Raw genomic sequence first — 26,432 nt, 5'->3', positions numbered from 1 at the left:
CCTGGTGGACGGATATGCCTCCGCCGCAAGCAGGCTCGGGGACGCGCTCCTGTGCGGACCGGTGACCTACCTGCCCGCCGAGGCAGGCTCCCCCGCCCCCGACCAGCTGGACCGCTGGACCTCCCCGCACGCGGCCCGGCCGGCCCCGGGCGACGGCGAGCTGGTGCGGGGCGGCGACCACCGGCTGTTCTGGTCGCTGTCGTTCGCCTGCACCCCCGCCACGTGGCGCCGGCTCGGCGGGTTCTGCACCGACTACGACGGCTACGGCGGCGAGGACACCGACCTCGGCATGGTCGCGCGGCGCGAGGGCGTCGACCTGGTGTGGGTCGGGGGCGCCCACGCCTATCACCAGCACCACCCGGTCTCGAGCCCGCCCGTCGAGCACCTCGACGACATCCTGCGCAACGCCGCGACCTACCACCGGCGCTGGGGCGAGTGGCCCATGGAGGGCTGGCTGCGGGCCTTCGCCGAGCGAGGGCTCGCGACCTACGACGGCAGCGCCTGGCGACGGGTCGACGGCGCCCAGGAGGCCTCATCGTGACCGGGCATCTCTCTGGCGCAACGGATTTCGAGGATCGCTACCGCGAGGACCCGGACCCCTTCGGCGTCCGCGCCAGCTGGTACGAACGCCGCAAGATCCAGGTCGTCGTCGCCTCGCTCACCCGCGAGCGCTATGCCCACGCCTGGGACCTCGCCTGCGGCACAGGCGATCTCGCGCTCGCCCTCACCGCCCGGTGCGCCCGAGTCACCGCCACCGACGCGGCCCCCACCGCCGTCGAGCTGACCCGAGACCTGTTGCGCGACAAGGACGCCGACGTCTCGGTCAGCGCGCTCCCTGCTCGTGCCGTGCCGGCCGGGTCCTGCGACCTGGTCGTCGCGTCGGAGGTCCTGTACTACCTCGACGAGGCCTCCCGGCAGGCGACCTACGACGCCATGCTGGTCGCTGCCGAGAGCGAGTCCGGTTGCGACACACCCGATCACGCAGCTGAGGTGGTCGCCGTCCACTGGCGGCACCACCCGCACGACGCCCACCTGTCCGGGGCGGACGTCACCGCCGAGCTCGACGCCCGCCTCACCGCGGCCGGGTGGGAGCGCGCGGTGCGGCACGAGGACACCGACTTCGTCGCCGGGCACTGGATCGGCCGGCCCACCCCCACCGAGGAGACCACGTGACCACCGCCGACGAGCCGCTCAGCACGCTGGCGCCGTTCCCCGCCGCGCTGCCCGACGCGACGCTGCCCGCCCTCGTCGCCTCGCACGACTGGGCCTGCCTCGACTGGCCGGCGCTGCTGCGCGCGCTGCTGGCGGTGGGCCGCACCTCGATCCCCCTGGGCCGCCTCACCGAGGGGCACGTCGACGCCGTGCGGATCCTCGCGCAGGCGGGACGAGAGCCTCACGGTGGTGCGACATACGGCGTCTGGGCCTCTCGCTCGCACGCCACCGGCGTCCGAGCGACGCCGGTGGACGGTGGCTGGGTGCTCGACGGGACGCTGCGGTTCGCGTCGGGCGTGGGCCTCATCGAGCGCGCCCTGCTGCCGGTGTGGCTCGACGAGGAGCGATCCGTCCTGCTCGACCTCGACGTGAGCACGTGGCAGGGCGACGAGGACTCGTGGCGGACGCCCGCGATGATCGACTCCCGCTCCCTGACCGTCCCCGTCGAGGGCGTCGGGGCGACCACGGACGCGCAGGTCGGCGACGAGGGCTTCTACCTCGGGCGTCCCGGCTTCTTCCCCGGCGGGGTCGGCGTGGCCGCGGTCTGGGCCGGTGGCGCGGCACGCGTCGCAGACCTCACGGCGCGCGCGACGGCGGGTGCCCCGCCTGCCCCGGCAGTGACCGCGCGCTGGGGCCGCATCCGAACCGAGCTCGCCTGTGCCGCAGCGCTGCTCGACACGGCGGGTCGAGTGCTGGCGTCGTCGGAGCCAGACCTCGGGTCGTCCTCGACGTCGTCCTCGGCGTCGTCCTCCGAGGCATCCCCGGCGCGCGGAGCCGGCGGACGTGGCCAGGAGCTGTCGACCGAGGTGCGGGCCGGCGTGGCCGCCGCCTCCCGCGCGGTGCTCGAGGAGTGCCGCGTCCTCGCCGGCCCCGCGGGGATGGCCTTCGACGGCGACCTGGCGCAGGCGCTGGCGGACCTCGACCTCTACGTCGCGCAGCAGAACCGCGACGCCGACCAGGGCTACCTCGGTGGGCTCGTCCGCTGACCTGGCCGCCCCTCCCGCCCTGCTCGTCGTCCTCCCCGCCCACGACGAGGCACGGCGGCTGCCCGCGGCCCTGTCCTCCGTCGGTCGGGCGCTGGCCGGGTGGCCCGGACCGTCGCGGGTGGTCGTCAACGCCCACCGCTGCACCGACGGCACGGCGGCCGTGGCTCGCGTCGCGCTGCGGCCGGACGGCCCCCTGTCCGGCCTCGTGGTCGAGGACGCCACGTCCGTCACGGTCGGCGAGGTCCGCGACCGTGGCGTCCGCGCCGCGCTGGAGCGCTGGCCCCTCGCCCCGGGCAGCACCTGGCTGCTCAGCACCGACGCCGACTCCGTCGTGCCTGCCGGCTGGGTCAGGTCCCTCCTCGACGTCGCCGTCTCCCGCTCGGCGGTGGCGGTCGCCGGCATGGTCGAGCTGACCGACTGGACGGCGACGCCCGAGGCGCGGGCGGCCTACGACAGCATCGTCCGGTCCGGCATCACCGGCCCCGACACCCACGAGCACGCGTATGCCGCGAACCTCGCCATCCGCCTCGACGCCTATCTCGCGGTCGGCGGCTTCCCGGCCGTCGCGCACGGCGAGGAGACCGCGCTGCTGGCCGCCCTGGCCGCCGCGGGCTGGCCCGTCACGAGCACCCGCGCCTCGGTCGTCCGCACGTCAGGTCGCATGCCCGGTCGCGCCCGCGAGGGGCTCGGGCACCTGCTCCAGCAGCTCACCCACCCCTGACCCGGCCCGGTCGGTCGGTCGCGGCCGCTGCCTCACTCCGCCCGTCCTCCGCCCGTCCTCCACCCGCCGTCTCGGCGTGCGTCCTCCGTCTCGGCGACCATCTCCCGTCTTGTGCGGCAGCCCGAGACGGGGAGCGGCAGCCGAGACGGGGAGCGGCAGCCGAGACGGGGAGCGGCAGCCGAGACGGGGAACGGCAGCCGAGACGTCGGCGGCAGGCCCAGACGGGCGGTGCCGCCATACGAGCAGGCCGCGGACCGGCCGCACACCGACCGGTCTGGGACACATCGACCGGCCTGGGGCACATCGACCGGCCTTCGACACGTCGACCCACCCTCGACACATCCGCCTGGCGGGCGAAGGCGGGTGGATGTGACTACCTGAGGTAGGTCGGGGGTTTGTTCCATCGTGGAAGTGGTATGGCGAAGGTCATGAGCAGCGCAGCCCAGACCGTCATGTCCCCGACGACCGACTCCGCCCGCGACCTCATGGGCGGGCAGCAGCCGGTCGCCCTCGTGGCCGGCGCCTCCCGCGGCCTCGGCCTGCTGGTGGCCCACGAGCTGGGCCGCCGCGGCTTCCGCGTGGCGATCTGCGCCCGTAACCAGGACGAGCTCGACGACGCCCGCGCGCAGCTGACGGCCGAGGGCGCCGACGCGCACACCTATGTCTGCGACGTCACCGACCACGAGCGCGTCGAGCAGATGATCGCCGAGGTCGAGCGCGAGGTCGGCCCGATCACGGTGGCCATGCACGTCGCCGGGATCATCCAGGTCGGGCCGCTCGAGGCCACCGACCGCAGCCACTTCGAGCAGGCGATCGACGTCATGCTCTGGGGTCCGATCAACCTCTCCCTCGCCGTGCTCCCGGCGATGCGCGCCCGCCGCCGCGGTCGCATCGGCGTCGTCACCTCCATCGGCGGCAAGATCAGCGTGCCGCACCTGCTGCCCTACAGCACGGCCAAGTTCGGGGCGGTGGGCTTCACCGAGGGGCTGCACGCCGAGCTGGCCGGCACCGGCGTCACCGCGACCGCGATCGTCCCCGGCCTCATGCGCACGGGCTCGCACCTGCAGGCGCAGTTCATCGGGGACCAGGCCAAGGAGTACGCCTGGTTCGCGCCCGGCGCCTCCCTGCCGCTGGTGTCGATGAGCGCCGAGCGCGCCGCCGCGCAGATGGTCGACGCGACCCTCGCCGGCGACCCCGTCGCCCTGCTCTCCCCGCTCAGCAAGGTCGGCGCGCGCGTCGCCGGGCTCCTGCCCTCCACCACGGTCCGCGCGCTCGGTCTCATGTCCCGCATCCTCCCGTCGGGCACGGGCGACGGCGAGACGATCACCGGCCACGAGGCGCGCCGCCGCCTCAGCAACCCCGTGGTCGAGGTCCTCACCACGCTCGGCACGCGCGCGGCCCACCGCAACAACGAGCACCACCGCGCATGACCCTGCCGTATGCCGACCTGGTCGCCGCCTCGCACGCCGTGGCGGCGACGAGGTCCCGCACGGCCAAGACGACCCTGCTCGCCGAGGTCCTGCGTCGCGCCGACCCCGAGGAGGTCGGCGTCGTGGCCGCGCACCTCGCCGGCGTGCTGCCGCAGGGCCGCGTCGGCGTCGGCTACCGCGCGATCAGCACCCCGCCGTCTCCGGCGGCCGAGGCCAGCCTGACCGTGCAGGACGTCGACCGCGCGGCCACGCAGCTCGCCGGCCTGTCCGGGGCCGGGTCCGCGGCCGCCCGCGCGCAGGCCCTCACCACGCTGCTCGAGACGGCGACCGCCGACGAGCAGGAGTTCCTGCGAGCGCTGCTCGTCGGCGAGCTGCGGCATGGCGCGCAGGACGGATCGCTCGTGGCGGCCGTCGCGGCGGCATACGACCTCCCCGAGGCCGTGGTGCGCCGGGGCGCCATGATGGCCGGCCACCTGGGTCCGGTGGCCGAGGCCGCCGCCACGGGTGGTGCGGAGGCCGTCGAGGCGATCGGGCTCGAGGTCGGGCGCCCGGTGCGGCCCATGCTGGCCGGGTCGGCGCCCAGCGTCCCCGAGGCCTTCGACGAGACCGGCGGCGAGCGCGTCGTCCAGTGCAAGCTCGACGGCATCCGCATCCAGGTGCACCGGGACGGCGACGACATCCGCGTCTACACCCGCAGCCTGGACGACATCACCGGCCGCGTGCCCGAGGTCGTCGAGGTCGCGCGCTCGCTCGACGTGCGACGGGTCGTGCTCGACGGCGAGGCGATCGCGCTGCGCCCCGACGGGCGTCCCCACCCCTTCCAGGTCACCGGCGCCCGGACCGCCTCCTCCGCCGACGTCGAGGCGCTGCGGGAGCGGACCCCGCTGACCGCCTACCTGTTCGACGTGCTGCACCTCGACGGGATCGACCTCGTCGACGAGCCGCAGCACGAGCGGGACGCGACCCTGCGGCGCATCGCCCCCGACCACCTCGTCCCCTCCCTCCTGACGGGTGACGGGGAGGCGGCCACCGCGTTCTTCGCCGACCTGGTCGCCGCCGGGCACGAGGGGGTCGTGGTCAAGGACCCCGAGACCCGGTATGCCGCCGGCCGCCGCGGCAGCGGGTGGATCAAGGTCAAGCCGCGGCACACCTTCGACCTGGTGGTGCTCGCCGTGGAGTGTGGCAGCGGGCGACGCTCCGGGCTGCTGAGCAACATCCACCTCGGCGCGCGCGACACCGAGGCCGGTGGGTTCGTCATGCTCGGCAAGACCTTCAAGGGCATGACCGACGAGATGCTCGCCTGGCAGACCGAGCGCTTCCTGGCTCTCGAGACCTCCCGGTCGGGCCACGTGGTGCACGTGCGCCCCGAGCAGGTCGTCGAGATCGCGATCGACGGGGTGCAGACCTCCCGGCGCTACCCGGCGGGGATGGCCCTGCGGTTCGCGCGGGTGCTGCGCTACCGCGACGACAAGACCGCCGCCGAGGCCGACACCGTCGACGCGGTCCGGGCGCTGTACGAGCGGGGCTCGTCATGACCGCCCGGCGATCGCCGAGCCCGCTGCAGGTGCTCCGCACGGTGGGGTCTGCGGCTGGTGGGCTGGGCCTCGCGGCCGGGCTGGGCGCCGTGGCGGTGGTGCGGCGGGACAAGCCGCTGCACGCCTACGGCCGGGTGGGGACGGGCACGCTCACGGCGCTGGGCGAGGGGCCCGCGTCGGGCGTCCCGCTCCTCGACCACCCCGGACGGCACCGGTGCACGGTGCGGTCGTCGCGCGCCATGTCGCTCGCCCACCACGGCCCCGACGTCATGGGCGTGGCGCTGCGGATCGAGGGCGCGGCCGACGACGGCGGCCCCGCCGACCTGCTCCTCGCGTCGACCGGCACCGGCGCTCTGACCCGGTGGCTGCTGACGGTGCACCTGCACGAGGCGGGCGGCCCGCTCACCACCCTGCTCCCCCAGCTCGGCTCCCGCGGCGCCGTGTGGCTACGGCTCGACCCGGCGGGCCGGTCGGCATACGACCTGTCCTGGTCGGGCACGCACGACCACTGGCACCGCGTCGGTCAGCTCGAGCTCGACGGACCGTGGGGCGAGGACCGACCGCTGCGGTTCGCGCCCGTCGACCGGCCCCTCGCCGGGCTGCGACCACCGACCTGGGTGCGGGTGCTGCGGCGCCCGGCCTACCAGGCGGCGCAGGACCTGACCGATCCCGCCACCCGCCCGACCAACCGATCACACCGATGAAACCGACGCAGAGGAGAAGCACATGACCGACGAGCAGCACGAGAAGGTCGCCGAGATCATCAAGAGCACCCGCATCGCGATGATGACCCAGGCCGACGCGACCGGCCGCCTGGTGTCCCGCCCGATGGCGACGCAGGACGTCGACTTCACGGGCACCGTGTGGTTCATCGCCGAGCGCAACACCGAGAAGGTCCGCGACCTGCAGGCCAACCCGCAGGTCAACCTCGCGTATGCCGGCAACGGCTCGTGGGTGTCCCTGTCCGGCACGGCCCGCGTCGTCGACGACCGCGCCAAGCTCGAGGAGCTATGGGGCACGTTCACCGGCGCGTGGATGGAGGGCGGTCCGGAGAACCCCGAGAACATCCTGATCGAGGTCACGGGGGACACCGCGGAGTACTGGGACGCGCCCGGTGGCAGCAAGGTCGTCCAGCTCGCCAACCTGGTCAAGTCCGCCGTGACGGGCAAGCGCGTCGAGGGTGACAACGAGACGGTCGACCTCTGACGGTCCCACGCCTCACCCGCCCGGCGTGACCGGCCGAGCGGCTCCACCGATCCAGACAGCAAGGAGAGACAGATGAGCGAGAACCCCAACGAGGTCCAGGCGGCCAAGGACGAGGCCGTCGACAACGTCGTGGAGCGCGTCGAGTCCTGGCAGGAGGGCGCCGAGGAGCAGACCGTGGCGCAGGAGCTGCGCGAGGGCTTCGACGAGGCGGGGGTGGACGTGGCCGAGGCCGACGTCGACCAGCTCGCCGAGCAGATCCACGAGGACGGCAAGGCCGACACCGGCTCGGTCGACCCGTCCTGACCTACCTCAGGTCGTCACGTCCGCTTGGGTTCGCACCCCAGGCGGACGTGACGACCTCAGGCGGATCCCCGGAAGGAGGAGCCACCCCGTGACCAGCGTGCTGTGGCTGCGCCGCGACCTGCGGCTGCACGACCACCCCGCCCTGATGGCCGCGACCGAGGACGGCTCCGTGCTGCCCCTGGTGGTCGTCGACCCCGCCCTCGACCGGGCCGGCGGGCCGCGCCGCGACGCCTATCTCGGCGCGGTCCGGGCGCTGCGGGAGGCCACCGACGGTGCCCTCGTGGTCCGACGCGGACGCCCCGAGCAGGTCGTGCCGGCCGTCGCCGCCGAGGTGGGGGCGCGTCGGGTGCACGTGTCGGCCGAGGCCACGCCCTACGGCCGGCGCCGGGACGAGCAGGTGCGCGCCGCCCTCGAGTCCGCCGACGTGGCGATGGTCGCCAGGGGATGCCCGTATGCCGTCGGCCCCGGCACCCTCACGACCGGCTCGGGCACGCCGTACAAGGTGTTCACGCCGTTCTCGCGGGCCTGGCGCGACCACGGCTGGCCGGCCCCCGCCCCCGTCCCGACGGACCTGCACTGGCACGCCGACGTGGACTCCGACCCCCTGCCGGACGTCGAGCCGATGCACCCGGTCGGCGAGGACGCGGCGCGGGCGGCCTGGGCGGACTTCCTCGACGGCCCGCTCGAGACCTATGGCGAGGACCGCGACCGCCCCGACCTGGACGGCACCTCGCGGATGTCGATGCACCTCAAGCACGGCACCATCCACCCGCGCACGCTGCTGCACGACCTCGCGAGGCACCCTGCAGCACAGGGCGACTCGGCGCAGCGCTATGTCAACGAGCTGTGCTGGCGCGAGTTCTACGCGGACGTGCTGTGGCAGCGGCCCGACTCCGCCTGGGGCGACCTGCGCCGGGAGCTGTCGTCGATGCCGTATGCCGACCCCGCCACCGACGAGGACGCCGCCGGGCTCCTGGACGCGTGGCGCGCGGGGCGGACCGGCTATCCCATGGTGGACGCCGGGATGCGCCAGCTCGCACGCGAAGGCTGGATGCACAACCGGCTTCGCATGGTCACGGCGTCCTTTCTGGTCAAGGACCTGCACATCTGGTGGCCCCACGGCGCCCGCCACTTCCTGGACCTGCTGGTCGACGGCGACCTCGCCTCCAACAACCACGGCTGGCAGTGGGCGGCGGGCACCGGCACCGACGCCGCCCCCTACTTCCGGGTGTTCAACCCGGTCGAGCAGGGCAAGCGCTGGGACCCGCAGGGCGACTACGTCCGCCGCTACGTGCCCGAGCTGGCCCACGTCGCCGGCAAGGCCGTGCACGAGCCGTGGAAGGTCCTCGACGGCTACGCGCACGGCTATCCCGAGCCCGTCGTGGACCACGCAGAGGAGCGGCGAGAGGCGCTGCGGCGCTACGAGGAGACCCGGCGCAGCTAGCGGCAGCGCTGCGATGTACATCTCAGCGTTTCCGGCGCACCATGGTGTCATGACCGAACTCACCGTCAGCGACGCCCGCGCGCGACTTGCCGATGTCGTCGACGAGGCACGGGTGCGCCACGACCCCGTCTATCTCACGCGACGCGGGCAGCGGGTCGCGGCCGTCATCGATGCCGACGACCTCGACCGCCTCATCGAGGCCGCCGAGGACCTGGCCGACATCCAGGCAGCCCGCGCTGCCCGCAGCGAGATGACCTCCGAGGGCGCCGTCCCGTGGGACCAGGTCAAGGCGGACCTGGGCCTGGCATGAGCTACCGCATCGAGCTGAGCCCCGCTGCAGCCCGACAGCTCCGCAAGCTCGATGGCGCCGCACGCCGGCGTGTTCAGGCCGCCGTGGAGCTCCTGGCGTCCGACCCCCGTCCTCCGAGCGCGAAGAAGCTGGTCGGCGGAGACGGCGAGTGGAGGGTGCGGACCGGGGACTACCGCATCGTGTACGAGATCCACGACGGCGTCCTCGTCGTCCTGGTCCTGGCGGTCGGCCACCGACGAGAGGTCTATCAGCGCCGCTGAACGCACGCGAGCCGCTGAGCGGTCAACCCATCGCTGCGCTCGGTCCGGCTAGGCGTTGCGGCGCGTGAGCTCGGCGGTCAGTGCTGCGGCAAAGGCCGTCCACGCCGCGTATGGCGCGAGGATGACCCCCTTCTCGGGGCTGGCCCCGGCCGCGCGCCGCACCAGGTCGGCCGAGCTGGCGGCGAGAGCCACGGCCTCGACCGTCGACACCCGCAGCTGCTTCGCGCCGAAGAACAGCGCGCTCCACCCGGCGTTGAGCACCAGGTTGGTCCCGAGCGCCACGGCGTACTCCCGGGCCTCGTCCTCGCGGCCGGACTCCTGCAGGTCCGCGATCGTGAGGGCGGAGACGAGGGCGATGTCGGCATACAGCGCGGTCCAGGCCACCGGGAAGGCCCACGACGGGGGCTGCCAGGAGGGCTTGGACAGGTGGCGGTACCACCGGCTGCTGGGGTCGGTGACGAGCGAGCCCACGACCGCGGTGGCGGTCACGGCGGCACCCGTCCAGGCCAGCGTTCGGCGCCAACGCCGGGTGTCCGACCCCCGGGCCGCGCGACGCACGGCCTCCTCGAATCCCGTTGCCCCACCGCTGGGCTCGCCCACCAGGTCGGCGAGGTCGTGCTCGGACGCGACGGTGTCGTGCAGCAGCGACCCCACGAGCGGCTTGGCCAGCTCGTAGTCCACCGGCGTCACGAGCCCGATCCAGCGCGCGGCGGCCCGCGGGGTCGTGACCGGCGCGGTCAGGACGAGGCGCGGCCCGAGGCCGAGGGCGGAGGCATAGCGCTTCATCATGTCGGCATAGCTGACGACGTCCGGCCCGGCGATGTCAAAGGTCCGGTTGACGTCGGCCGGCAGGTCAGCCGCGGCGACGAGGTAGTGCAGCGCGTCGTCGACGGCGATCGGCGCGATGGTGTTGCGCAGCCAGCTGGGCGCGATCGCCCCCGGGAGCCGCTCGGACAGGTGCCGCAGCATCACGAAGGACTGCGACCCGTCACCCAGCACCACCCCGGCCTGCAGCGCCGCCGTGGGGACGCCCGACCCGAGCAGGATCTCGCCGACCTCGACCCGCGACGCGAGGTGCTCGGACAGCTCCTCGCCCTCGGGGTGCAGCCCACCGAGATAGACGATGCGCGACACGGACGCCTCGCGGGCTGCGGTCGCGAACGCCTCGGCCATGGACCGCTCCTCGTCCTGGAAGTCGTCGCCGTCCCCCATCGAGTGCAGGAGGTACCACGCGACGTCGACGTCCCGCAGCGCCGTCGCCAGGTCCTCGGGGGAGGACGCGTCGCCCTCGACCACCTCGACCTGACCGGGCCCGGCCGTGCCGTCGACGACGGCGTCGCCCCACTCGGCGTCGCGGACCTTGTCGGCGCTGCGCGACAGGACGCGCACCCGCCAGCCGCGCTCGATCAGCGCGCCGACGACCTGGCCGCCGACATAGCCGGTGGCGCCGGTGACGAGCCCGAGACGGGTCTCCGGGTGAGCAGCAGTCATGACATCTCCAAGAGCTCGAGGGTGGGGCCGAGCAGCAGGAGCATGCCGATCGACCAGGTCAGGTGGGCGACGATGGGGGCGAGCACGCCCTGGGTGAGGCGGCGCAGGACGGCGACGGCGAGCCCGACGAGCAGCCCGGCGAGCGCGAGCAGGGGTATGCCGGCCAGCGCCGTCACGACGGTGTAGACCACGGTGCTGCCCACCACCGCCCAACGTCCGCCGAAGGCGTCGTAGAGCGCCCCGCGGTAGAACAGCTCCTCGACCACGCCGTTAAGCGCCGTGATCGCCACGACGATGGGCAGCGAGCCCCAGCGAGCGTGGGCCAGCAGCTGCTCGACGGGCTCGCGGAGCGCCGGCACCTGGGCGACGATCCCGGCGCCGATCAGGAACACGACGAGGAGCACGGCCCCGACGCCGAGCCCGACGAGCACCAGGAGAGGTGCCCGGCGCTTGCCGAGCTCCTCGGTGGCACGCAGGGGGCGACCGGCGACGAGGGCGCCGACGAGCAGGACGGCCGCGAGGCCGAGGGTGGCGGGGTAGAAGAGCTCGTCGCCGGGCTTGATCCGCAGCGCCCAGGCCAGGACCGAGGCAGCCACGACGACGGTGAGCGCGGCGACCACGCGGCGACGCGTCCGGGCGGACGGGTCCTGCGCACCAGCGGCCGAGCGCTCGGCCTGCAGATGACGTGCGAAGGCCTCGCGCCAGTGCTCCATGACCTCACCCTATCGGGATATCTTTCGGTCATGGAACGATCCGACCCGACGATCTCGCTGCCCCGCGTGTCGGTGGTCGTCCCCGTCCGCGACGATGCGGAGCACCTGCGCCGCTGCCTCACAGACCTCGCCCGGCAGTCCGTCGCCCCGTGGGAGGTGGTCGTCGTCGACAACGGCAGCTCCGACGGCTCCGCCGCCCTCGCCCGGTCGTATGGCGCCCGCGTGGTCACCGAGCCCGTGGTGGGGGTGCCCGCCGCGGCGGCCCGGGGCTACGACAGCGCGACCGGTGAGGTGATCGCGCGCTGCGACGCGGACTCCCGGCTGCCACGCGACTGGGTGGCCCGGGTCGCGGGCCGGTTCGCGAGCGACGAGCACCTCGACGGGCTCACGGGTCCCGGCGTCTTCTACGACCTCGCCCCGCGCCTCGCGCCGCTGGCCACCGTGGCCTACCTGGCCGGGACCTTCGCCGCGACGGGTGCGGCCATGGCCGGCATACCGCTGTGGGGGTCCAACATGGCGCTGCGGCGCAGCGCCTGGGAGCGCGTGCGCCATCTCGTGACCCGCGACGACCCCGAGCTGCACGACGACCTCGACCTCAGCCTCGCGCTCGGGCCGCGCGCCCGGATCGTCCTCGACCCCTGCCTCCGGGTCGGGGTGGCGGGCCGGATGTTCCACTCCCCCAGCCAGGCCTCGCGCCGCGTCCGGATGGCGATGCGCACGCTGCGCCACGGGTGGGCCTCGGGCGGGTCCCCGGGGCTGAGGTGGGTCGACCGGCTGGGCGTGCCCATCGGTCCCGGCCTCCCGGCGCGACCGGCCGTCCCGGACACCCCCGGCGCCGAGCAGGTCGTCCTGCTCGACGCGGCCGGCCACGCCATCGGCACCGCCCCCAAGCGCGCCGTCCACCACGAGAGCACGCCCCTACACCTGGCGTTCTCCTGCTACGTCGTCGACGACCAGGGGCGGGTGCTGGTCACCCGCCGGGCGCGCGACAAGGCGACCTTCCCCGGGGTCGTGACCAACTCCGTCTGCGGCCACCCGGCGCCCGGCGAGGACCTCGCCGCGGCGGTCGCGCGGCGGGCCGCCGACGAGCTGGGGCTGCGCATCGGCGTCGCCCGGGTGGTGCTCCCCGGCTTCGCCTACCGCGCCGAGATGGACGGCGTCGTCGAGCACGAGCTGTGCCCGGTCCACGTCGCCGAGCTCGTCGGAGTGGCGACCGACCTCGCGCCCGACCCCACCGAGGTCGACGACGCGTGGTGGGTGCCCTGGCCCGAGCTGCGCGACGGCGTCCTCGACGGGTCGACCACGGTGTCGCCGTGGTGCGCGGACCAGGTCGCGCTGCTCGCGGACCTGCCGGACGACCCGCGCGACTGGCCCGTCGGCGACCCGGCAGCGCTCCCGCCGGCGGTCCGAGACCTCCGGCGCCCGGCCTCGTGACGCGGCACGACTGGCTGGTCGGCCAGGGCCGGTGGCGCTGGGGCGATCTCCTGCGCCTCGTCGCGGCCGTCACGGTCCCGCTGGCGTGGACGCTGCACGGCGGCCCGGCCGCGGCCGCGATGTTCCTGGTGCTGGGCGGGGCGATGGCCCTGCGCTTCGTCGACGCCGACACCCCCACCGACCTCGTCGCGCAGGTCGTCCTGCTGGCCTCCGGGTGGTGGGCCGCGGCCGGGACCTACGACCAGGTCCGCGGACTCGACCTGGTGGCCCACGCCGGCTGCGGGGCCGTGATCGCCCTGCTCCTGCTGCACCTGCCGACGCGCCGGCCCCGCCCCGCCCTCGGCACCGTCATGAGCACCACCCTCGCCGTCCTCCTGCTCGGCGTCATCTGGGAGCTCGGTGAGTGGGCCGGTCACCTCTGGGTCGACCCCGCCATCCACGTCACGTATGCCGACTCGCTCACCGACCTGGTCGCGGACGGGGTCGGGGGGCTCGTGGCCGCCCTGGTCGCGACGCGGGTCAGCCGACCAGCCAGCGAGCGATCAGCAGCTGGGTCAGCAGGAACCCCACGACGTAGTTGATCCACAGGAACCTGCGCCACCCACCGTTGGCGCGCGGCGCCTCCTCGTCGGAGAGCGAGCGATAGGGCCACACCATCCACAGGTAGGGCAGGACGAGCAGCGCGGCCAGCAGGCCCCAGCGTCCCGTGGTGGCGAGCAGGAGCCCGGTCGCGGCATACAGCCCGGCGCTGAGCCGCACGGTGGCCTGCGCCCCGATGACGGTCGCGACCGACCCGATCCCGGCGGCGCGATCCGCCGTGACGTCCTGCACGGCCCCGAACGCGTGGCTCGCCATCCCCCACAGGAAGTACGCGAGCAGCACGACCCAGCCCTGCCAGGGCAGGGCGACCCCCGCCAGCACGACGCCGTAGACCGCGGGCGACACGAAGTGGGTGCTCGAGGTCATCGAGTCGACGAACGCCCGCTCCTTGAACCGCAGCCCGGGCGCGGAGTAGGCCACGACCGCTGCGACCGACACCGCCAGCACGATCCCGGCCGCGAGCGACCCGTGCGCGAGCAGCCAGAGCACGAACGGCACGGGCAGCAGCACGGCGGCCCACAGCGTCAGCCGGTGCAGCGACCGGTCCAGGACGATGCCCTCCACGCCGCCCTTGCGGGGGTTGCGCAGGTCGGACTCGTAGTCGAAGACGTCATTCACGCCATACATGAGCAGGTTGTAGGGGACGAGGAAGAAGACGATCCCGACGACGGCCCGCAGGTCCAGCCGCCCGGCGGTGAGCAGGTAGGCCGCCCCGAAGGGGTAGGCCGTGTTGACCCAGCTGAGCGGGCGGGAGGAGGCGACCAGGCGCCCCAGCCGACTCTGCTGGCTCTGCTGACTCATCGCCGGATCTCCTTGTCCCGCAACCAGACCCACAGGGCCGGCAGCAGTATGGCGGCGCCCAACGGGTAGGCGAGGTCCTCCACGGGGGCGAGCCCGAGCTGGAGCCCGCTGCGGTGCTGGTCGCCGTAGTCGAACAGGTCGGCGGCGATCATCAGGTTGTCGAAGACGACCGTGAGCAGGGCCAGCCCGACGAGCGTGAGCAGCAGGGGGCGCAGCCACGGGTCCCGACGCCCCACACCGCCACGACGGCCCGACGCCCGCAGCGCCACGGCAGCCCCCACGACGGCGAGGCCCAGCATGACCAGGTTGACGAGGGCGAAGGTCATCGCGCGTCCCCCCGGTGACGGGCCCAGCGCCGCCCGCCGCACCACAGGCACATCGTCGACCAGCACAGCAGCACGAGGAAGAACAGCTCCTCGACGGGCAGCTCGGGGGCGACCTGCAGGCCGGTCATCCAGCGCGTGTCGCCCCGGTGGAAGAGCCCGAGCGCGATGCCGGCGAGGTCCCACAGGACGAAGTACGCGAGCCCCACGACCAGCACCACCACCGCTGCGCGAGGGCGGTCCCAGACGAAGAGCCGCCACCGTCGGTCGATGGTCGCGACCCCGGCCAGCGACACGAGCAGACAGGCGAGGTAGGCGAGCCCCTCGAGCCCGGCCAGTCCGCTCACGCCCCCGCTCCCCTGGGCCGCCGCACCAGGGCTGCCGCGGCCGTCGCGGCCTTGATCCGGGTCGGCACGCGCACGCGCTCGGTGAAGACGTCGTGGTCCGCCGCCTCGATCCGGTCGAGGATCTGGGAGTAGAGGGTGCGGGCGGTCGCCACGCAGCGCGCCGACGTGTCGGGCAGCATCGGGATGCCGCGGTCGGCCTCGGCATACAGCCCGCGGTTGCGCTCGATCTGCTCGGCCATGAAGGACCGCCACTGCGGGGTGACCCGGCGCAGCGCGGGGTCGGCCCCGTGGGCGCGCAGGTCGGCCTGCGGCAGGTAGACCCGGCCGCGGTCGAGGTCCTCGGCCACGTCCCGGATGAAGTTGGTCAGCTGGAAGGCCAGGCCGAGCGCACGGGCGGGGGCGAGGGCGTCGGGCGTCGTGGGTCGCAGCACGGGAAGCATCATCTCGCCGATCACGGCCGCGGACCCGTCCATGTAGCCGAGCAGGTCCTCCCAGGTCTCGTAGCGCGTCGTCGTGAGGTCGGCCGCCATCGCCCCGAAGAAGCGGTCGAGGACGGCCTGCTCGAGCGCACAGCTGCGCAGGGTCCGGACGACGGCCGCCAGCACGGGATCCTCCACCGGGGCGCCGTCGACGGCCTCCAGGACCGTATGCCGGAAGGCCGCGAGCCGCCGCTCGGTGTCGCGGACCTGCCCGGGCGTGGTCGCTCCCGGCTCGTCGACGATGTCGTCGGCCGCGCGGCACAGGGCATAGACCGCGTGCACGTGACGTCGCCGCTCGACGGGGAGCAGGGCCACGCCCCAGTAGTAGGTGGTGCCGTGGCGGCGCGTGATCGCGGCGCACCGGCGGTAGCCCTCGCGCTCGAGGGGGGCCAGGGGTGCGGTGGCCGGCGTGGCGGCCGGGGCGCTCACCGTGCGCCTCCCGGTGCCGCCGCCAGCGCATCGACGCGGTCGGCTGCGAGCTTGCCGCTGACCAGGACCATCGGGACGCCGACGCCGGGGATCGTGCTCGACCCGGCGAAGACGAGGCCGGGGACCCGGCGCTCGAGGTTGGACGGTCGCAGCGGCCCGGTCTGGGTGACGGTGTGGGCGAGGGCGAACGGCGTGCCGCGGGCGTGGCCGATCCGCGCCCAGTCGGCCGGGGTCCACAGCTCCTCGGCGACGACGTCCGTGGGATAGCCCTGGGCGCCGAGGAAGGCGTGGAGCCGCTCGCGCATCGGGCCGGACTCGCGGTCCCAGTCCTGGCCGCCCTCGAGGTTGGGGACGGGCTCGAGGACGTAGAGCGTGGAGCCACCGGGGGCGGCGAGCGCCGGCTCGGTGACGGTGGGGACGGTCACGAGGCGCGAGGGGTCCGGCATGAGCTGCTTGCGGCCCAGCAGCGCGTCGAAGGACTCGTTCCACTGCTCGCCGAAGTGGATGTTGTGGTGCGAGAACTGCTCTCCCACCGGCGATCCCGTGCCCACGTGCCACACGACCGCGGACGGGGAGTAGGTGCCCTTGCGCACCGCGCGCGGCGGCCGCAGCCCCGGCAGCAACCGCTCGTAGGCCACCGGCAGGTCGAGCGTGCAGACCACCACCGGGGCGTGGAGGCGCTCGCCGTCGACCAGCTCGACGCCGGTCACGGCGCCCCCGGCGACGCCCTGGGCGTCGGTGCCGGAGCGCAGCAGCCGGGCGACCTCGGCGCCGTAGCGCACCTGCACGCCGGCGCGCTCGGCCGCGGCGGCCATGGCCACCGGGATCGCCCCCATGCCGCCCTCGGGGAAGTAGACCCCCTCGACCGTGTCCATGTAGGTGATGACCGCGTAGATGGCGAGGGCGGACTCGGGCGGCAGCCCGGCATACATCGCCTGGAAGGTGAACAGCCGGTGCAGGCGAGGGTCCTGGAAACGGTCCCGGATCAGCGGCCCGAGGCGCCGCAGCGGCCCGAGGCGCAGGAGGCGGGCGACGGCGCGCGGCTCGGTCAGCATGTCGGCCACGGAGTCGAAGTTCCGCTCGATGAAGTGCGGCATCTCGACGGCGTAGAGCTCGCGCAACCAGGTGACGAAGCCGTCGTAGGCGGCGGCGTCGACGCTGCCGCAGGTGCGCCGGATCTCGTCGCGCATCGCCTCGTGGCCGTGGCGCACGTGGATGGTGCTGCCGTCGTGGAAGGTCGCACGGTAGGCGGGGTCCAGGGCTCGCATGGGGACGCTGTCGGCGACGCTGGTCCCCACGGCGCGCAACGCCTGGTCGAGCAGGTCCGGCATGGTCATCACGGTGGGGCCGGTGTCGAAGGTGTAGCCCTCGTGGCGGGAGCGCCCGGCGCGCCCTCCGGGGCCGGCGTCACGCTCGACGAGGGTCACGTGGTGGCCACGTCCTCGCAGGTGGCAGGCAGCGGAGAGCCCCGCCAGGCCTGCGCCGACCACGATGACGTCGGTCTGACGGTCCGGCATACGGTCCAACCTCCTGGGAAGTAGGATCGGGCCGCCTGCCCTTGCAGACCACGCCCTCGTCGCAAGAAAGGTTCTTTCGACGGTCGAGTCATTCCACCATCGAAATACGTCATGGTCAACCGCCACCAGCCACAGCCGGATCCGCAGCAGCGATCCCAGCAGACGCCGACGGACCACCTCGTCAGCGAGGTGGGCGACGCCGTCCGCCGGCTCGGCCTGCAGGTCAACTCGTACGTCGCCGCGGTGGCGCGACAGACCGGCCACCACGCGGCGGACCTGCACGCGGTCGCCGTGGTGCGGCGGGCCGCCGAGCACGGGGCCCCGATGGGCGCCGGCGACCTCGGGCGCACGCTGGGCCTCTCGCCCGCCGCGGTCAGCGCGATGCTCCACCGGATGGAGCGAGCCGGCCACGTGCAGCGCACCCGCGCCGGCGACGACGGCCGGCGCGTCCTGCTCGTCCCGACCGACCGGACCTTCGAGGACAGCAGCCACCTGTTCGAGCCCATGACCGACGGCTTCCGTGAGGTGCTGGACGACTACGCGCCCGAGCAGCTCGCCGTGGTCGCCGAGATCCTGGACCGGCTGCGTGACGCGACCGCCGACGCGGAGCACGAGATCGGCCACCGCGAGCGGGGGCTCGGGCCGGCGTGACCGACCCGGGCCCAGCCCGTCAGAAGACCGGCTTGCCGCCCGTCACGCCGAGGACCGTCCCGGAGACATAGCTCGCCTCGTCCGACGCCAGGAAGACATAGGCCGCCGCCACCTCGACCGGGTGACCGGCGCGACCGAGCGGGGTGTCGGAGCCGAAGCCCTCGACCTTCTCCACGGGCATGGTCGCCGGGATCAGCGGCGTCCAGATCGGGCCCGGTGCCACGGCGTTGACGCGGATGTCCCGCTCGCCCAGCTGGCCGGCCAGGTTGACGACCATGTTGTTGAGCGCCGCCTTGGTGCCGGCGTAGTCGAGCAGGTTGTCCGACGGGCTGTAGGCCTGGACGCTGGTCGTGATGATGATCGAGCCGCCGCGCAGCTCCTCCGCCAGCTCCTGCACCAGCCAGAACGGCCCGAACACGTTGGTCGCGAAGGTCCGCTCGATCTGCTCCGGCGGGAAGTCCTCGATGCGCTCGTGGGTCATCTGGTAGGCCGCGTTGGCGATCAGCACGTCCAGGCCGCCCAGGGCCGCGACGGCGGCCCGCGCCACGCGCTGGTTCTCGTCATACGTCCGCAGGTCCGCCTCGATCAGCTCGCAGGTGCCACCGGCCTCCTGCACCGCGGCCTGCGTCGCCCGGGCGTCCTCGGCCTCCTCGGCCAGGTGCGTGACGACGACCTTGGCGCCCTCCTTGGCAGCGACCACGGCCGTCGCACGGCCGATCCCGGAGTCGCCTCCGGTGATCAGGATCCGCTTCCCGGTCAGACGATCCCGACCGACCCACGACGCCTCGCCGTGGTCGGGCGCCGGGTCCAGGTCGGCGACGGTGCCGGGCCACTCCTGCTTCTGCTTCGGGATGGCGGACAGGTCTGGGGTGCTCTGGGGCATGGTCGTCCTCGCTCCGTCGTGATGCGGGTTGGGGTTGGGGTGCAGGTTCTTGTCAGGTTCGGGTCAGCGCGGGGGTCAGCCGGGCTGGCAGGTGACAGCGGGTGTGGGGCCGCGGCTGGTGGCTGAACCGCGTGAGCGCCGACCGGTGTTGCCTCATGGGCCGGTTCGCCCCACACGACTCTCACGTACCCGGCGGAGACGAGCCTTACCCTGTGGGACGAGGTGAACGTGGTTCGCTCGGTGAGTAGCATTGCCCCGATGACCCGATCGAGGAGCGAGCCCATGGACCAGCTGCCACCCGAGGCGTCGCAGGTCTTCGCCCGCCTCAACGAGATCGTCCACTCCGGCGCCACCACGCAGGACGTCTACGACGCCATCGTCCACGCCACCGTCGAGCTCGTGGACGGGTGCGACCGCGCGGCCATCCTCCTGCGCGACCGGGAGCGGCTGACCAGCGTCGCCGCCACCGACCCGATCGCCAAGGGGATCGACGAGCTCGAGGTCAGCATCGGCGACGGACCCTGCCTCGACGCGATCCTCGACGAGGCCGTCCAGTTCGACCCGGACCTGTCCACGCCCACGGCGTGGCCCGAGCTGGCCGCGCGCGTCGTCGCCGACACGCCGGTGCGCGGGATGATCGGGTGCCGGCTCCTCATCGACGGCACCAAGGTCGGCGCCCTCGACCTCTTCTCCGACACGCCTGGCGCCCTCACCCAGCGATCCGTCGACCAGAGCGCCATCCTGGCGTCCCTCGCCTCGGTCGCCATCATGACCGTGCGCGCCCGCGGCGAGGCCGCCAACCTGACCAAGGCCCTGGACAACTCCCGCGCCATCGGCAAGGCCGTCGGGCTGATCATGGCGGCCCGCAAGATCGACGACGAGCAGGCCTTCCAGGTGCTGCGCAGGACGAGCCAGGAGCTCAACCTGAAGCTCTCCCTCGTCGCCGAGGAGATCGTGCGCGGCCAGTCCCAGCAGGCGCACCGGTGAGCACCCGCCGCCGCGGCTAGACTGGCTCCTCGCGCCGACCACCACCTCACCGGGGTGGCGGTGCACGGGCCTCTAGCTCAGCTGGTCAGAGCAGCGGACTTTTAATCCGCGGGTCGTGGGTTCGAGCCCCACGGGGCCTACCGACATACCCGCAGGTCACAGGCCTGCACGGCGTCCCCGCCGCAAGCTGGCCGGGCGCCGCTGCTAACGCTCCGCTAACGAGCGGGGCGAACACGGCTTCGACCAGGGGCCGGCGGGCCGTCATGACGCGCCCCAGACGGCCGCGGTGAAGGTGCTCACCGCAGTCGAATCGTCCTCAGGGATGACGCTGGCGTAGACGTTCAACGTCACCGACACGTCACGGTGCCCGAGCCGCTTGGACACGATGTGCACCGGGGTCCCGGCGCGCAGCAGCACCGTCGCCTGCGTGTGCCTCAGCTCGTGCAGCGTCAACCGCGGCAGCTCCAGGCCGGCCTGCGACGCCGCGAACCCCTTGGACGCCCAGTCGGGCTGCACCGGGGCGCCGTTCTCCCACGTGAACACCCGCGCGTCGGTGTCGACGTACGCCGCGCCCCAGGCGAGGCGCTCCTCGGCCTGCCGCTTGCGCCAGGCCCTCAACGCCGCGACGGTGCGGTCGTCGATGGCAACCTTCCGATCGCGGCCGTTCTTCGGGGTGCTGACGACGCCGGCGGCGATCGCGCGGCGGACGTGGACGACTCCCCGCTCGAGGTCGACGTCCTGCCAGCGGAGCACGACGACCTCGCCGCGGCGCATGCCTGTCGCGGCGGTCAGCTGCCACAGCGGAGCCCACCGCTGGCCCTCGATGGCCGCGAGGTAGGTCTGCAGCTGCGCGCCGGTCCACGTGGCGTGCTCTGGCTTCGCGCCGCGGGCGATCTTGGACCCGGTCACGGGGTTGACCTCGACGTGGCGGCGGGCCACAGCGACGTTCATGGCCCGCCGCAGGACCGCGCGGGCGAACTCGACGGTGCGGGGGCTGAGGGGCTTGCCGCCGTGCCCGCCCGTGCTGGCGAGGGTGGTGAACGTGTGGGTGATGAGGTCGGGGTCGAGCTCCTGCACGCGGTAGTGCCCGAGGGCCGGCTTGAGGTAGCGCTCGATGTTCGCCTTGTAGCTGGCGAGGGTGGAGGGCTTGAGCTCGAGCTCGGTGTCGACCCACCGGTCAAGCCACTGGCCGACGGTGAGGTCTTGCGGCGCGACCCACGTGCCGCGGTTCACGGCGTGGCGGGCCGCGTCGCGAGCCTTCCTGGCGGCGGTACGGGTGGGGAACCCGCCGACCCAGCGGGGGCGGGTCTTGCCGGTCTTGGGGTCGCGCTCTCGCACGACGTAGGACCACGTCTCACCACGCTGGATGACACCGTCCCGCATCGCCGGCCGCTGCTCGGTCATCACGCACGCCCCTCTTGGATCTCGAGCCGCTCCAGGTCAAGGTCTTGCACGAGCTGACGCAGATCCTCGCCGGTGAGACCCAAAGGCGCCCCCTCCTCCGCCAGCCCCTGCTCGATCACTCGAAGGACCGCCAAGGCCCTCTCTCGCACCGCCCGCTCGTCGTACGGCTCAGCCTCGGCTTCTGCCGTTGCCCGGGCCGCGTTCCGTGCCTGGGCCGTCGTTCGGTGAGTCACTCCTGCCATGGCTTCAACGAGGTGCTGGGTGGCCGAACGCGGCCGGTCACCTTCCCAGTAGAGGAACGGGGAAGGGCTGCCGATGCCGGCGCTCATGTCGACATCGCTTGCCGGGACGACAATCCCGTCGGCGACCGACACTAGGGTCCCTCGGCTTCGGGGGTCAGCAGGGGCGATCAACTCGCTCATGGAGCACTCCAGCGCAAGCGAGAGCGGAAGCAACTCCTCAGCCGTCACGCGCCGTGCCCCCCGCACCACAGATCCGACGGTCTGTCGGTGCCAGGGCTGCCCAAGGGCCGACATCCGCTCCGCGAGACGCGCCTGATCAAGGCCGAGTCTCGCCATCGCAACACGAATCGCAGCACTGACGACGCTGCGCATATCGGTTGTTCTGACGGTTGTCGACTTCGGCATTTGCTCACTGTGCAACAGATTCTTGCCCAATGCAACACTTCTCGTTGCAGCGCGCTCACACATGGCCCCAGGCTGGGATCACCACGAGCGAAGGCGAATCATGGACAACCTCAGAGACCTCCGGCGCAGCCGCGGCCTGGCAATGGATGCACTAGGCATGCTCGCCGGCTGCGACGCAGCGACCATCAGCCGCATCGAGAACGGCAAGGTGCGCGCTAGCAACGGCACAGTCGTCCGCCTGGCAACGACCCTCGGCGTCAGCGCCCGCCGGATGCGCCGACTGTGCGACGCAGCGCTCCCCTCCATGGCCGACGCCTCCTGAGGCCAGCCCAATGGCCTACAGCCCCTCAGCCTTCAAGCGTCGCAGTCGGTCGAGATACCTCCGGACGTCCTCACGAAGCTCTCCGACGCGCGGGGGAACATCCTCGGCCGCGTCATCCCATGAGCCCACCGCCGCATCGGCCTGGTTGAACCATTGGTTGACCAGCGTCGCCAGCCGTGCAGCGTTATTGACCTCCGCGGCGAGGTGCTCCAGCTCGCGCTCACGAGTGACGGTCATTTCCTCCAGATGCCGCCCCAGCACCTTCGCGATCGCGTGCGCTTCGTTCAGCCGAATCGCTCGGGGGCTGGACGAGTCGCGCGCCTCGATCTTGGCGATCGCAGACGGATGGAGATACACCCCGTACTCCTCCAGCCGCTGCGCCATCTGCGCCTGCGAGAGCCCCTTCTCTTCACGCATCTGCCGCAGCTGCCTGCCGAATTGGTCTTCGGGCGATTCCGCATCGTTTGCCACGTTGGGATGCTACGTGCTCAGGGAGGTTGCGTCGACAGGCACGGGGTGGTTTGCTTCAGTAGGTAGGACCAACCCAATGGAGGAAGACCATGCAACTTGATCCCCTCATGAGCACCAGCGACCTCGAGCGTGAGCTCCACATCCCCGTAGCCACGTGGCGATGGTGGCGCCACCAGGGCACCGGACCACGCAGCTTCAAGGTCGGCGCCCGAAAGGTCATGTACCGCCGATCGGACGTCCTGGCATGGCTCGAGCAGCGCTACAACGCCGACACCGAGCAGCCAGCATGACGACCAACCCCACGGCAACGGCGACCACCATCGCCAACCGCTACACCGTGACCGTCCGAGAGGCAGCACAGGTCCTCGGCATCGGCCGGGACGTCTGCTACCGGGCCGTTCGCGCCGGCCAGATCCCATCACTGCGCCTCGGCCGCCGCATCGTCGTCCCCGTCGCTCCCCTGCTCGGGATGCTCGGCGTATCCCCCCACGAAATGAGCGAGCCGGGCTCCGCCACAGAGCCCGGCACCGCCACCACAAACGCCCTCAAGGCCCTCCAAGACCCCATGACGTCAACCCAAGGATCGCACGATGGACACCACCACGACCACCGCCGGTGACACCGCCGTCGTCGACGGCACCACAGGCTTCCTGGCCCACGACCTGAGCGAGCTCGGACGAGACCAGCCCCGTGTCACCCAGCTCGACGACGTCGACAACGTCTCCATCCTGGCCCCCAACGGCACCAACCCCCTCGCCGTCCACGCCCACGTCACCCGCGTCCTGCAGGACCGCGACCGCGCCGCAGGCCGCGTCCCCGCCCTCGCCTACCCCCAAGCGCAGCCGTTCCTCCCCACGCCCTGGCACGGCAGCAGCGCCGCCGACAACGCGCCCACCCCGGCCGGCTGCATCACCGCGGTCCTTACGTACGCCGGCGCCGCCCAGACCACCCGCGTGTTCGCCCAACGCCGCCATGCCGAGCGCTACGCCGACCGCCAACTCAACGCAGGACTGCAGGTCCTTGTCTACGCCACCCTGCTCCCGCCCTCGGTACGGATCCCCGGGCACGCAGACATCCAGGGCGGGGGCCCGTCATGGCTGCGCTGATCCAGACCCCACCCGCACCCGCGCGCCTCATCGCCGTCCGATGGTTCCGAACCCGGAGCGGCCAGCGCGAACGGATGACGCGGCTCTACTCGTCCATGCCCGCCGCCATCGCCTGCGCCCGCAAGCACCGAGCGGCCGGCCACGACCCCGTGGCCATCTACACCGCCCCCGCGCCCCAGTGGAGCGAGGTCGACGCGCCATGACCCCCCACCTCGCGACCGCCCCCGCGACTCGCGCCACCGTCCACGAGCCCTCCGCGTGGCTGCGCCAGCAGCTCGCCACCACCCGACGCGGCATCACCACCGGCACCACCAGCGCCTGCCACCCCGGCCGGCCGCTCATCGTCGCCGCCTGGGACCCCAACCACGCCTGGTGCCGCCACTGCGCGACCACCGCGCCACCACCGCCCAACGAGCACGCCTGCGACAGATGCGGACTCGCTACACCGACGACCACCGGCATCCTCGCCGCAGCCACACCCCGCCTCACGCTCGCAGCCGGCCTCTGCCGCCGCTGCCTCAAGAGAGAGGCGCCCAGCAGGTGACGCCCACCCCCACACCCGAAACCCTCAGCGCCGAGAAGACCGTCCTCGGCACCCTGCTCGGGCACCCCGAGCACATCGAAGAACTCAGCTCCCGCATCGCGGCCACCGACTACGCCGACCCGAAGCACGAGGCGATCCACGACGCGATCCTCACCGTCCGGAACGCCGGGACCCCCGTCGACGCCATCAGCGTCGCTGAACACCTCCGTAGCCACAGGGCACTGGAGCGCGTCGGGGGCCCCGCGTACCTCCACCAGCTCGTCAGCTACGACATGCCGGTCGATACCGCCAGCCACCACGCCCAGCTCGTCCGCGAAGCCGCCGCCCGCAGGCGCGTCACCGAACTCGGCACCCGAATCGCCACGCTCCCCGCCGACCAGAACCTCCTCGACCTCATCCCCGCGGCACGAGCCCTCCTCGACCAGGTCGAGCAAGCCTCCAGCGACACCAGCCTCCACCCTGCGCGCCTGCGCGTCATCACCGCCAGCGACGTCCAAGTCCGCCGCGTCGTCTACACGTGGGAGCGACGCATCCCCACCGGTGCCATCACCCTCATGCCCGGCGAAGAAGGCATCGGCAAGACAACAGTCGGGGCCCGCATCATCGCTGACCTCACCCACGGAACCCTCCCCGGCGAACACCACGGCAACCCCCGCGACGTCATAGTCATCGCCCTCGAGGACGGCCTCGAAGACGTCTACGTTCCGCGTCTCGCCGAGGCCGGCGCCGACCTCAACCGCGTCCACATCATCCGGGCCCGCGTCAAGGAGTCACCCAACGAACTCCCCTACGAGGCAGACATCGTCATCCCCCGCGACCTCGACCTCATCGCCGCCGAGGTCAAGCGCGTCGGGGCGGCCATGGTCTGGATCGACAGCCTCGTCACCACCCTCCCCGACGACCTCAAGGCCATCGCCTACAAGGACACCGCCAAGGTCCTCAAGACCATCAGCGGATGGGCCGAGCTCCACCGCATCGCCGTCGTCGCCCCCTGGCACCTGAACAAGTCCACAGGCTCCGACACCGCCACCCGAATGATGGACTCCCGCGCCTTCCGCACCGCCGTCAGATCAGTCCTCCTCGTCGTCGCCGACCCCGACGCACCAGAAGGCACCACCCAAGGCCTCATCGCCCTGGACAAGGCCAACGCCGGCACGCTCCACGTCCCCGCCCTCCGATACCGCATCCGCGGCGCCACCTACTACGTCACCGAGGTCAACCCCACCACAGGCGAAGTCACCAACGCGGCCGCCACCTGCGGCGTCGCAGACTGGCTCGGCGAAGTCGAAGGCAACGGCCGCGACCTTGCCCGCGACGCACTCGCGCCCCGGATCGAACGCGACAACGACCCCCGCGCCTGGCTCCGCGACTACCTCACAGCCCAAGGCCAGTCGCCCCGCACCGAAGTGCTCACCGCAGCCAAGGAAGACGGGTTCAGCGACTCCGCCATCAAGCGAGCCGCCCGCACCATCGTCAGCTCCATCGTGATGAGCGGGCAACGCCCCGACGGGGCTCCCTACCGCGCCGCCTACTGGGCGCTCAAGAACGCCACCCCCACCGGCTCAGACCAGTCGGGTCACCAACCGGACCTTACACACCCTAATGACCCAACTGACCCCACTGGGGAGGCATATCAAGACCCTATTGATCCCAATGCTGCAGGTCAGAGCAAGTCGGGTCAGTCGGGTCAGTCAAGTGTGCGTGGACCGACTGGCGAACCAGTGACCCGACTGGAGCGACGCGTCCTGGCCGGCCAACCACACCTCATCGACTTCGAGTCCGGCCACTACTACCCCGACCCCGAAGCCAGCTGACACCCACCCCGCCACGAACAGCACCACCCACCGCCACAGAAGACACCCCCCCCCCCCCCCCC

At 72.9% G+C, this 26,432-nt stretch carries 33 protein-coding genes, 1 tRNA gene and 1 pseudogene; 24 read left to right on the top strand and 11 right to left on the bottom strand.

All coding sequences use genetic code 11. The annotated features are described in order from the left end of the window. The 12 genes and pseudogenes from B2P18_RS12580 to B2P18_RS12525 all read left to right on the top strand — a co-directional run. Positions 1-541: pseudogene (locus B2P18_RS12580) on the top strand (galactosyltransferase-related protein); the annotation flags it as partial. Then, positions 538-1,173 carry a class I SAM-dependent methyltransferase gene (locus tag B2P18_RS12575; RefSeq protein WP_286960155.1) on the top strand — a complete coding sequence of 212 codons (636 nt, stop codon included), beginning with the start codon at positions 538-540 and terminating at the stop codon, positions 1,171-1,173. The pseudogene B2P18_RS12580 and the gene B2P18_RS12575, both read left to right, overlap by 4 nt. After that, on the top strand, positions 1,170-2,198 hold the full coding sequence (locus B2P18_RS12570; RefSeq protein ID WP_286960153.1) for a hypothetical protein: 1,029 nt from the start codon (positions 1,170-1,172) through the stop codon (positions 2,196-2,198). The genes B2P18_RS12575 and B2P18_RS12570 overlap by 4 nt, the downstream gene beginning before the upstream one ends. Continuing rightward, the gene (locus B2P18_RS12565) at positions 2,182-2,919 is read left to right on the top strand and encodes a glycosyltransferase (protein ID WP_286960152.1); all 738 of its coding nucleotides are present in this window, start codon (positions 2,182-2,184) and stop codon (positions 2,917-2,919) included. The genes B2P18_RS12570 and B2P18_RS12565 overlap by 17 nt, the downstream gene beginning before the upstream one ends. A 428-nt stretch (positions 2,920-3,347) precedes the next feature. Beyond that, positions 3,348-4,349 carry an SDR family NAD(P)-dependent oxidoreductase gene (locus B2P18_RS12560; RefSeq protein WP_240483938.1) on the top strand — a complete coding sequence of 334 codons (1,002 nt, stop codon included), beginning with the start codon at positions 3,348-3,350 and terminating at the stop codon, positions 4,347-4,349. Continuing rightward, positions 4,346-5,884, top strand: coding sequence for an ATP-dependent DNA ligase (locus B2P18_RS12555; RefSeq protein ID WP_286960341.1), 1,539 nt, complete (start codon positions 4,346-4,348; stop codon positions 5,882-5,884). Before B2P18_RS12560 ends, B2P18_RS12555 begins: the two co-directional genes overlap by 4 nt. Continuing rightward, positions 5,881-6,588: a hypothetical protein gene (locus B2P18_RS12550; protein WP_029210754.1), complete on the top strand. Its 708-nt coding sequence runs from the start codon at positions 5,881-5,883 to the stop codon at positions 6,586-6,588. The genes B2P18_RS12555 and B2P18_RS12550 overlap by 4 nt, the downstream gene beginning before the upstream one ends. 22 nt (positions 6,589-6,610) lie before the next feature. Further along, entirely contained in the window at positions 6,611-7,090 is a 480-nt protein-coding gene (locus B2P18_RS12545) for a pyridoxamine 5'-phosphate oxidase family protein (protein WP_029210755.1), read from the top strand. A gap of 72 nt (positions 7,091-7,162) precedes the next feature. Then, positions 7,163-7,393: a hypothetical protein gene (locus tag B2P18_RS12540; RefSeq protein ID WP_019286914.1), complete on the top strand. Its 231-nt coding sequence runs from the start codon at positions 7,163-7,165 to the stop codon at positions 7,391-7,393. Between the two features lie 88 nt (positions 7,394-7,481). After that, positions 7,482-8,837 (top strand): cryptochrome/photolyase family protein, encoded by a 1,356-nt coding sequence (locus B2P18_RS12535; RefSeq protein WP_239261346.1) that lies wholly within the window; start codon positions 7,482-7,484, stop codon positions 8,835-8,837. A gap of 49 nt (positions 8,838-8,886) precedes the next feature. Further along, a complete protein-coding gene (locus tag B2P18_RS12530; protein WP_029210757.1) occupies positions 8,887-9,147 on the top strand; it encodes a type II toxin-antitoxin system Phd/YefM family antitoxin in 261 nt (86 codons plus the stop codon). Further along, entirely contained in the window at positions 9,144-9,407 is a 264-nt protein-coding gene (locus B2P18_RS12525; RefSeq protein WP_019286911.1) for a type II toxin-antitoxin system RelE family toxin, read from the top strand. The genes B2P18_RS12530 and B2P18_RS12525 overlap by 4 nt, the downstream gene beginning before the upstream one ends. Positions 9,408-9,455: 48 nt before the next feature. Here the strand turns inward: B2P18_RS12525 and B2P18_RS12520 are convergent, their stop codons facing one another. Both B2P18_RS12520 and B2P18_RS12515 read right to left on the bottom strand, forming a co-directional pair. Then, positions 9,456-10,898 (bottom strand): tryptophan-rich sensory protein, encoded by a 1,443-nt coding sequence (locus B2P18_RS12520; RefSeq protein ID WP_029210758.1) that lies wholly within the window; start codon positions 10,896-10,898, stop codon positions 9,456-9,458. Next, positions 10,895-11,611: a CPBP family intramembrane glutamic endopeptidase gene (locus B2P18_RS12515; protein ID WP_286960146.1), complete on the bottom strand. Its 717-nt coding sequence runs from the start codon at positions 11,609-11,611 to the stop codon at positions 10,895-10,897. The genes B2P18_RS12520 and B2P18_RS12515 overlap by 4 nt, the downstream gene beginning before the upstream one ends. Before the next feature lie 30 nt (positions 11,612-11,641). On the opposite strand from B2P18_RS12515, the gene idi reads away from it, so the two are divergent. After that, the gene (gene idi, locus B2P18_RS12510; RefSeq protein WP_286960291.1) at positions 11,642-13,045 is read left to right on the top strand and encodes an isopentenyl-diphosphate Delta-isomerase; all 1,404 of its coding nucleotides are present in this window, start codon (positions 11,642-11,644) and stop codon (positions 13,043-13,045) included. Continuing rightward, complete coding sequence (locus tag B2P18_RS12505; protein ID WP_029210760.1) at positions 13,042-13,626, top strand: hypothetical protein; 585 nt, start codon at positions 13,042-13,044, stop codon at positions 13,624-13,626. Before idi ends, B2P18_RS12505 begins: the two co-directional genes overlap by 4 nt. Here the strand turns inward: B2P18_RS12505 and B2P18_RS12500 are convergent. Genes B2P18_RS12500 through B2P18_RS12480 form a run of 5 tightly spaced genes read right to left on the bottom strand, consistent with a single transcriptional unit; the run spans position 13,565 to position 17,541 of the window. After that, a complete protein-coding gene (locus tag B2P18_RS12500; RefSeq protein ID WP_286960288.1) occupies positions 13,565-14,446 on the bottom strand; it encodes a prenyltransferase in 882 nt (293 codons plus the stop codon). The two genes, B2P18_RS12505 and B2P18_RS12500, sit on opposite strands and share 62 nt — an antisense overlap. Further along, positions 14,443-14,772, bottom strand: coding sequence for a lycopene cyclase domain-containing protein (locus B2P18_RS12495; RefSeq protein WP_029210761.1), 330 nt, complete (start codon positions 14,770-14,772; stop codon positions 14,443-14,445). Before B2P18_RS12495 ends, B2P18_RS12500 begins: the two co-directional genes overlap by 4 nt. Further along, complete coding sequence (locus B2P18_RS12490) at positions 14,769-15,116, bottom strand: lycopene cyclase domain-containing protein (RefSeq protein ID WP_019286900.1); 348 nt, start codon at positions 15,114-15,116, stop codon at positions 14,769-14,771. The genes B2P18_RS12495 and B2P18_RS12490 overlap by 4 nt, the downstream gene beginning before the upstream one ends. Beyond that, complete coding sequence (locus tag B2P18_RS12485; RefSeq protein WP_240483940.1) at positions 15,113-16,024, bottom strand: phytoene/squalene synthase family protein; 912 nt, start codon at positions 16,022-16,024, stop codon at positions 15,113-15,115. The genes B2P18_RS12490 and B2P18_RS12485 overlap by 4 nt, the downstream gene beginning before the upstream one ends. Then, a complete protein-coding gene (locus B2P18_RS12480; RefSeq protein ID WP_019286898.1) occupies positions 16,021-17,541 on the bottom strand; it encodes a phytoene desaturase family protein in 1,521 nt (506 codons plus the stop codon). Before B2P18_RS12480 ends, B2P18_RS12485 begins: the two co-directional genes overlap by 4 nt. Positions 17,542-17,652: 111 nt before the next feature. On the opposite strand from B2P18_RS12480, the gene B2P18_RS12475 reads away from it, so the two are divergent. Further along, the gene (locus B2P18_RS12475) at positions 17,653-18,192 is read left to right on the top strand and encodes a MarR family winged helix-turn-helix transcriptional regulator (protein ID WP_286960274.1); all 540 of its coding nucleotides are present in this window, start codon (positions 17,653-17,655) and stop codon (positions 18,190-18,192) included. 19 nt (positions 18,193-18,211) lie between these two features. Here B2P18_RS12475 and B2P18_RS12470 read toward each other — a convergent pair whose 3' ends face one another. Further along, positions 18,212-19,075: an SDR family oxidoreductase gene (locus B2P18_RS12470; RefSeq protein WP_019286896.1), complete on the bottom strand. Its 864-nt coding sequence runs from the start codon at positions 19,073-19,075 to the stop codon at positions 18,212-18,214. A gap of 282 nt (positions 19,076-19,357) precedes the next feature. Between B2P18_RS12470 and B2P18_RS12465 the strand changes: the two genes are divergently transcribed. Both B2P18_RS12465 and B2P18_RS12460 read left to right on the top strand, forming a co-directional pair. Then, positions 19,358-20,062 (top strand): GAF and ANTAR domain-containing protein, encoded by a 705-nt coding sequence (locus B2P18_RS12465; RefSeq protein ID WP_286960262.1) that lies wholly within the window; start codon positions 19,358-19,360, stop codon positions 20,060-20,062. A gap of 66 nt (positions 20,063-20,128) precedes the next feature. Next, a tRNA-Lys gene (locus B2P18_RS12460) sits at positions 20,129-20,202 on the top strand. Positions 20,203-20,323: 121 nt separating this feature from the next. On the opposite strand, the gene B2P18_RS12455 is transcribed toward B2P18_RS12460, so the two are convergent. Together B2P18_RS12455 and B2P18_RS12450 are read right to left on the bottom strand one after the other, a co-directional pair. After that, a complete protein-coding gene (locus tag B2P18_RS12455; RefSeq protein ID WP_286960256.1) occupies positions 20,324-21,466 on the bottom strand; it encodes a tyrosine-type recombinase/integrase in 1,143 nt (380 codons plus the stop codon). Continuing rightward, the gene (locus B2P18_RS12450; RefSeq protein WP_286960227.1) at positions 21,466-22,176 is read right to left on the bottom strand and encodes a helix-turn-helix domain-containing protein; all 711 of its coding nucleotides are present in this window, start codon (positions 22,174-22,176) and stop codon (positions 21,466-21,468) included. The genes B2P18_RS12455 and B2P18_RS12450 overlap by 1 nt, the downstream gene beginning before the upstream one ends. Here B2P18_RS12450 and B2P18_RS12445 point away from each other — a divergent pair. After that, on the top strand, positions 22,175-22,435 hold the full coding sequence (locus B2P18_RS12445; protein ID WP_349677486.1) for a helix-turn-helix transcriptional regulator: 261 nt from the start codon (positions 22,175-22,177) through the stop codon (positions 22,433-22,435). The two genes, B2P18_RS12450 and B2P18_RS12445, sit on opposite strands and share 2 nt — an antisense overlap. Before the next feature lie 15 nt (positions 22,436-22,450). Here the strand turns inward: B2P18_RS12445 and B2P18_RS12440 are convergent, their stop codons facing one another. Beyond that, the gene (locus tag B2P18_RS12440; protein ID WP_286960214.1) at positions 22,451-22,906 is read right to left on the bottom strand and encodes a helix-turn-helix transcriptional regulator; all 456 of its coding nucleotides are present in this window, start codon (positions 22,904-22,906) and stop codon (positions 22,451-22,453) included. Positions 22,907-23,013: 107 nt separating this feature from the next. Between B2P18_RS12440 and B2P18_RS12435 the strand changes: the two genes are divergently transcribed. The 6 genes from B2P18_RS12435 to B2P18_RS12410 are packed head-to-tail and all read left to right on the top strand — an operon-like array spanning position 23,014 to position 26,370. Continuing rightward, entirely contained in the window at positions 23,014-23,196 is a 183-nt protein-coding gene (locus tag B2P18_RS12435; RefSeq protein ID WP_286960208.1) for a helix-turn-helix transcriptional regulator, read from the top strand. After that, positions 23,193-23,525: a helix-turn-helix domain-containing protein gene (locus B2P18_RS12430; protein WP_286960201.1), complete on the top strand. Its 333-nt coding sequence runs from the start codon at positions 23,193-23,195 to the stop codon at positions 23,523-23,525. Before B2P18_RS12435 ends, B2P18_RS12430 begins: the two co-directional genes overlap by 4 nt. Then, positions 23,497-24,012: a hypothetical protein gene (locus B2P18_RS12425; RefSeq protein WP_286960195.1), complete on the top strand. Its 516-nt coding sequence runs from the start codon at positions 23,497-23,499 to the stop codon at positions 24,010-24,012. The genes B2P18_RS12430 and B2P18_RS12425 overlap by 29 nt, the downstream gene beginning before the upstream one ends. Beyond that, positions 24,000-24,215 carry a hypothetical protein gene (locus B2P18_RS12420; protein WP_286960190.1) on the top strand — a complete coding sequence of 72 codons (216 nt, stop codon included), beginning with the start codon at positions 24,000-24,002 and terminating at the stop codon, positions 24,213-24,215. The genes B2P18_RS12425 and B2P18_RS12420 overlap by 13 nt, the downstream gene beginning before the upstream one ends. Beyond that, positions 24,212-24,556, top strand: a complete 345-nt coding sequence (locus tag B2P18_RS12415) for a hypothetical protein (protein WP_286960171.1) — start codon at positions 24,212-24,214, stop codon at positions 24,554-24,556. Before B2P18_RS12420 ends, B2P18_RS12415 begins: the two co-directional genes overlap by 4 nt. Continuing rightward, entirely contained in the window at positions 24,553-26,370 is a 1,818-nt protein-coding gene (locus B2P18_RS12410) for a DnaB-like helicase N-terminal domain-containing protein (protein ID WP_286960164.1), read from the top strand. Before B2P18_RS12415 ends, B2P18_RS12410 begins: the two co-directional genes overlap by 4 nt. The last annotated feature ends 62 nt before the right edge of the window (positions 26,371-26,432 follow it).

The organism is Arsenicicoccus sp. UBA2120 (assembly GCF_002330965.1).
GTDB classification, from domain to species: domain Bacteria; phylum Actinomycetota; class Actinomycetes; order Actinomycetales; family Dermatophilaceae; genus Arsenicicoccus; species Arsenicicoccus bolidensis.
This window is presented reverse-complemented; position numbering and strand designations above follow the sequence as displayed.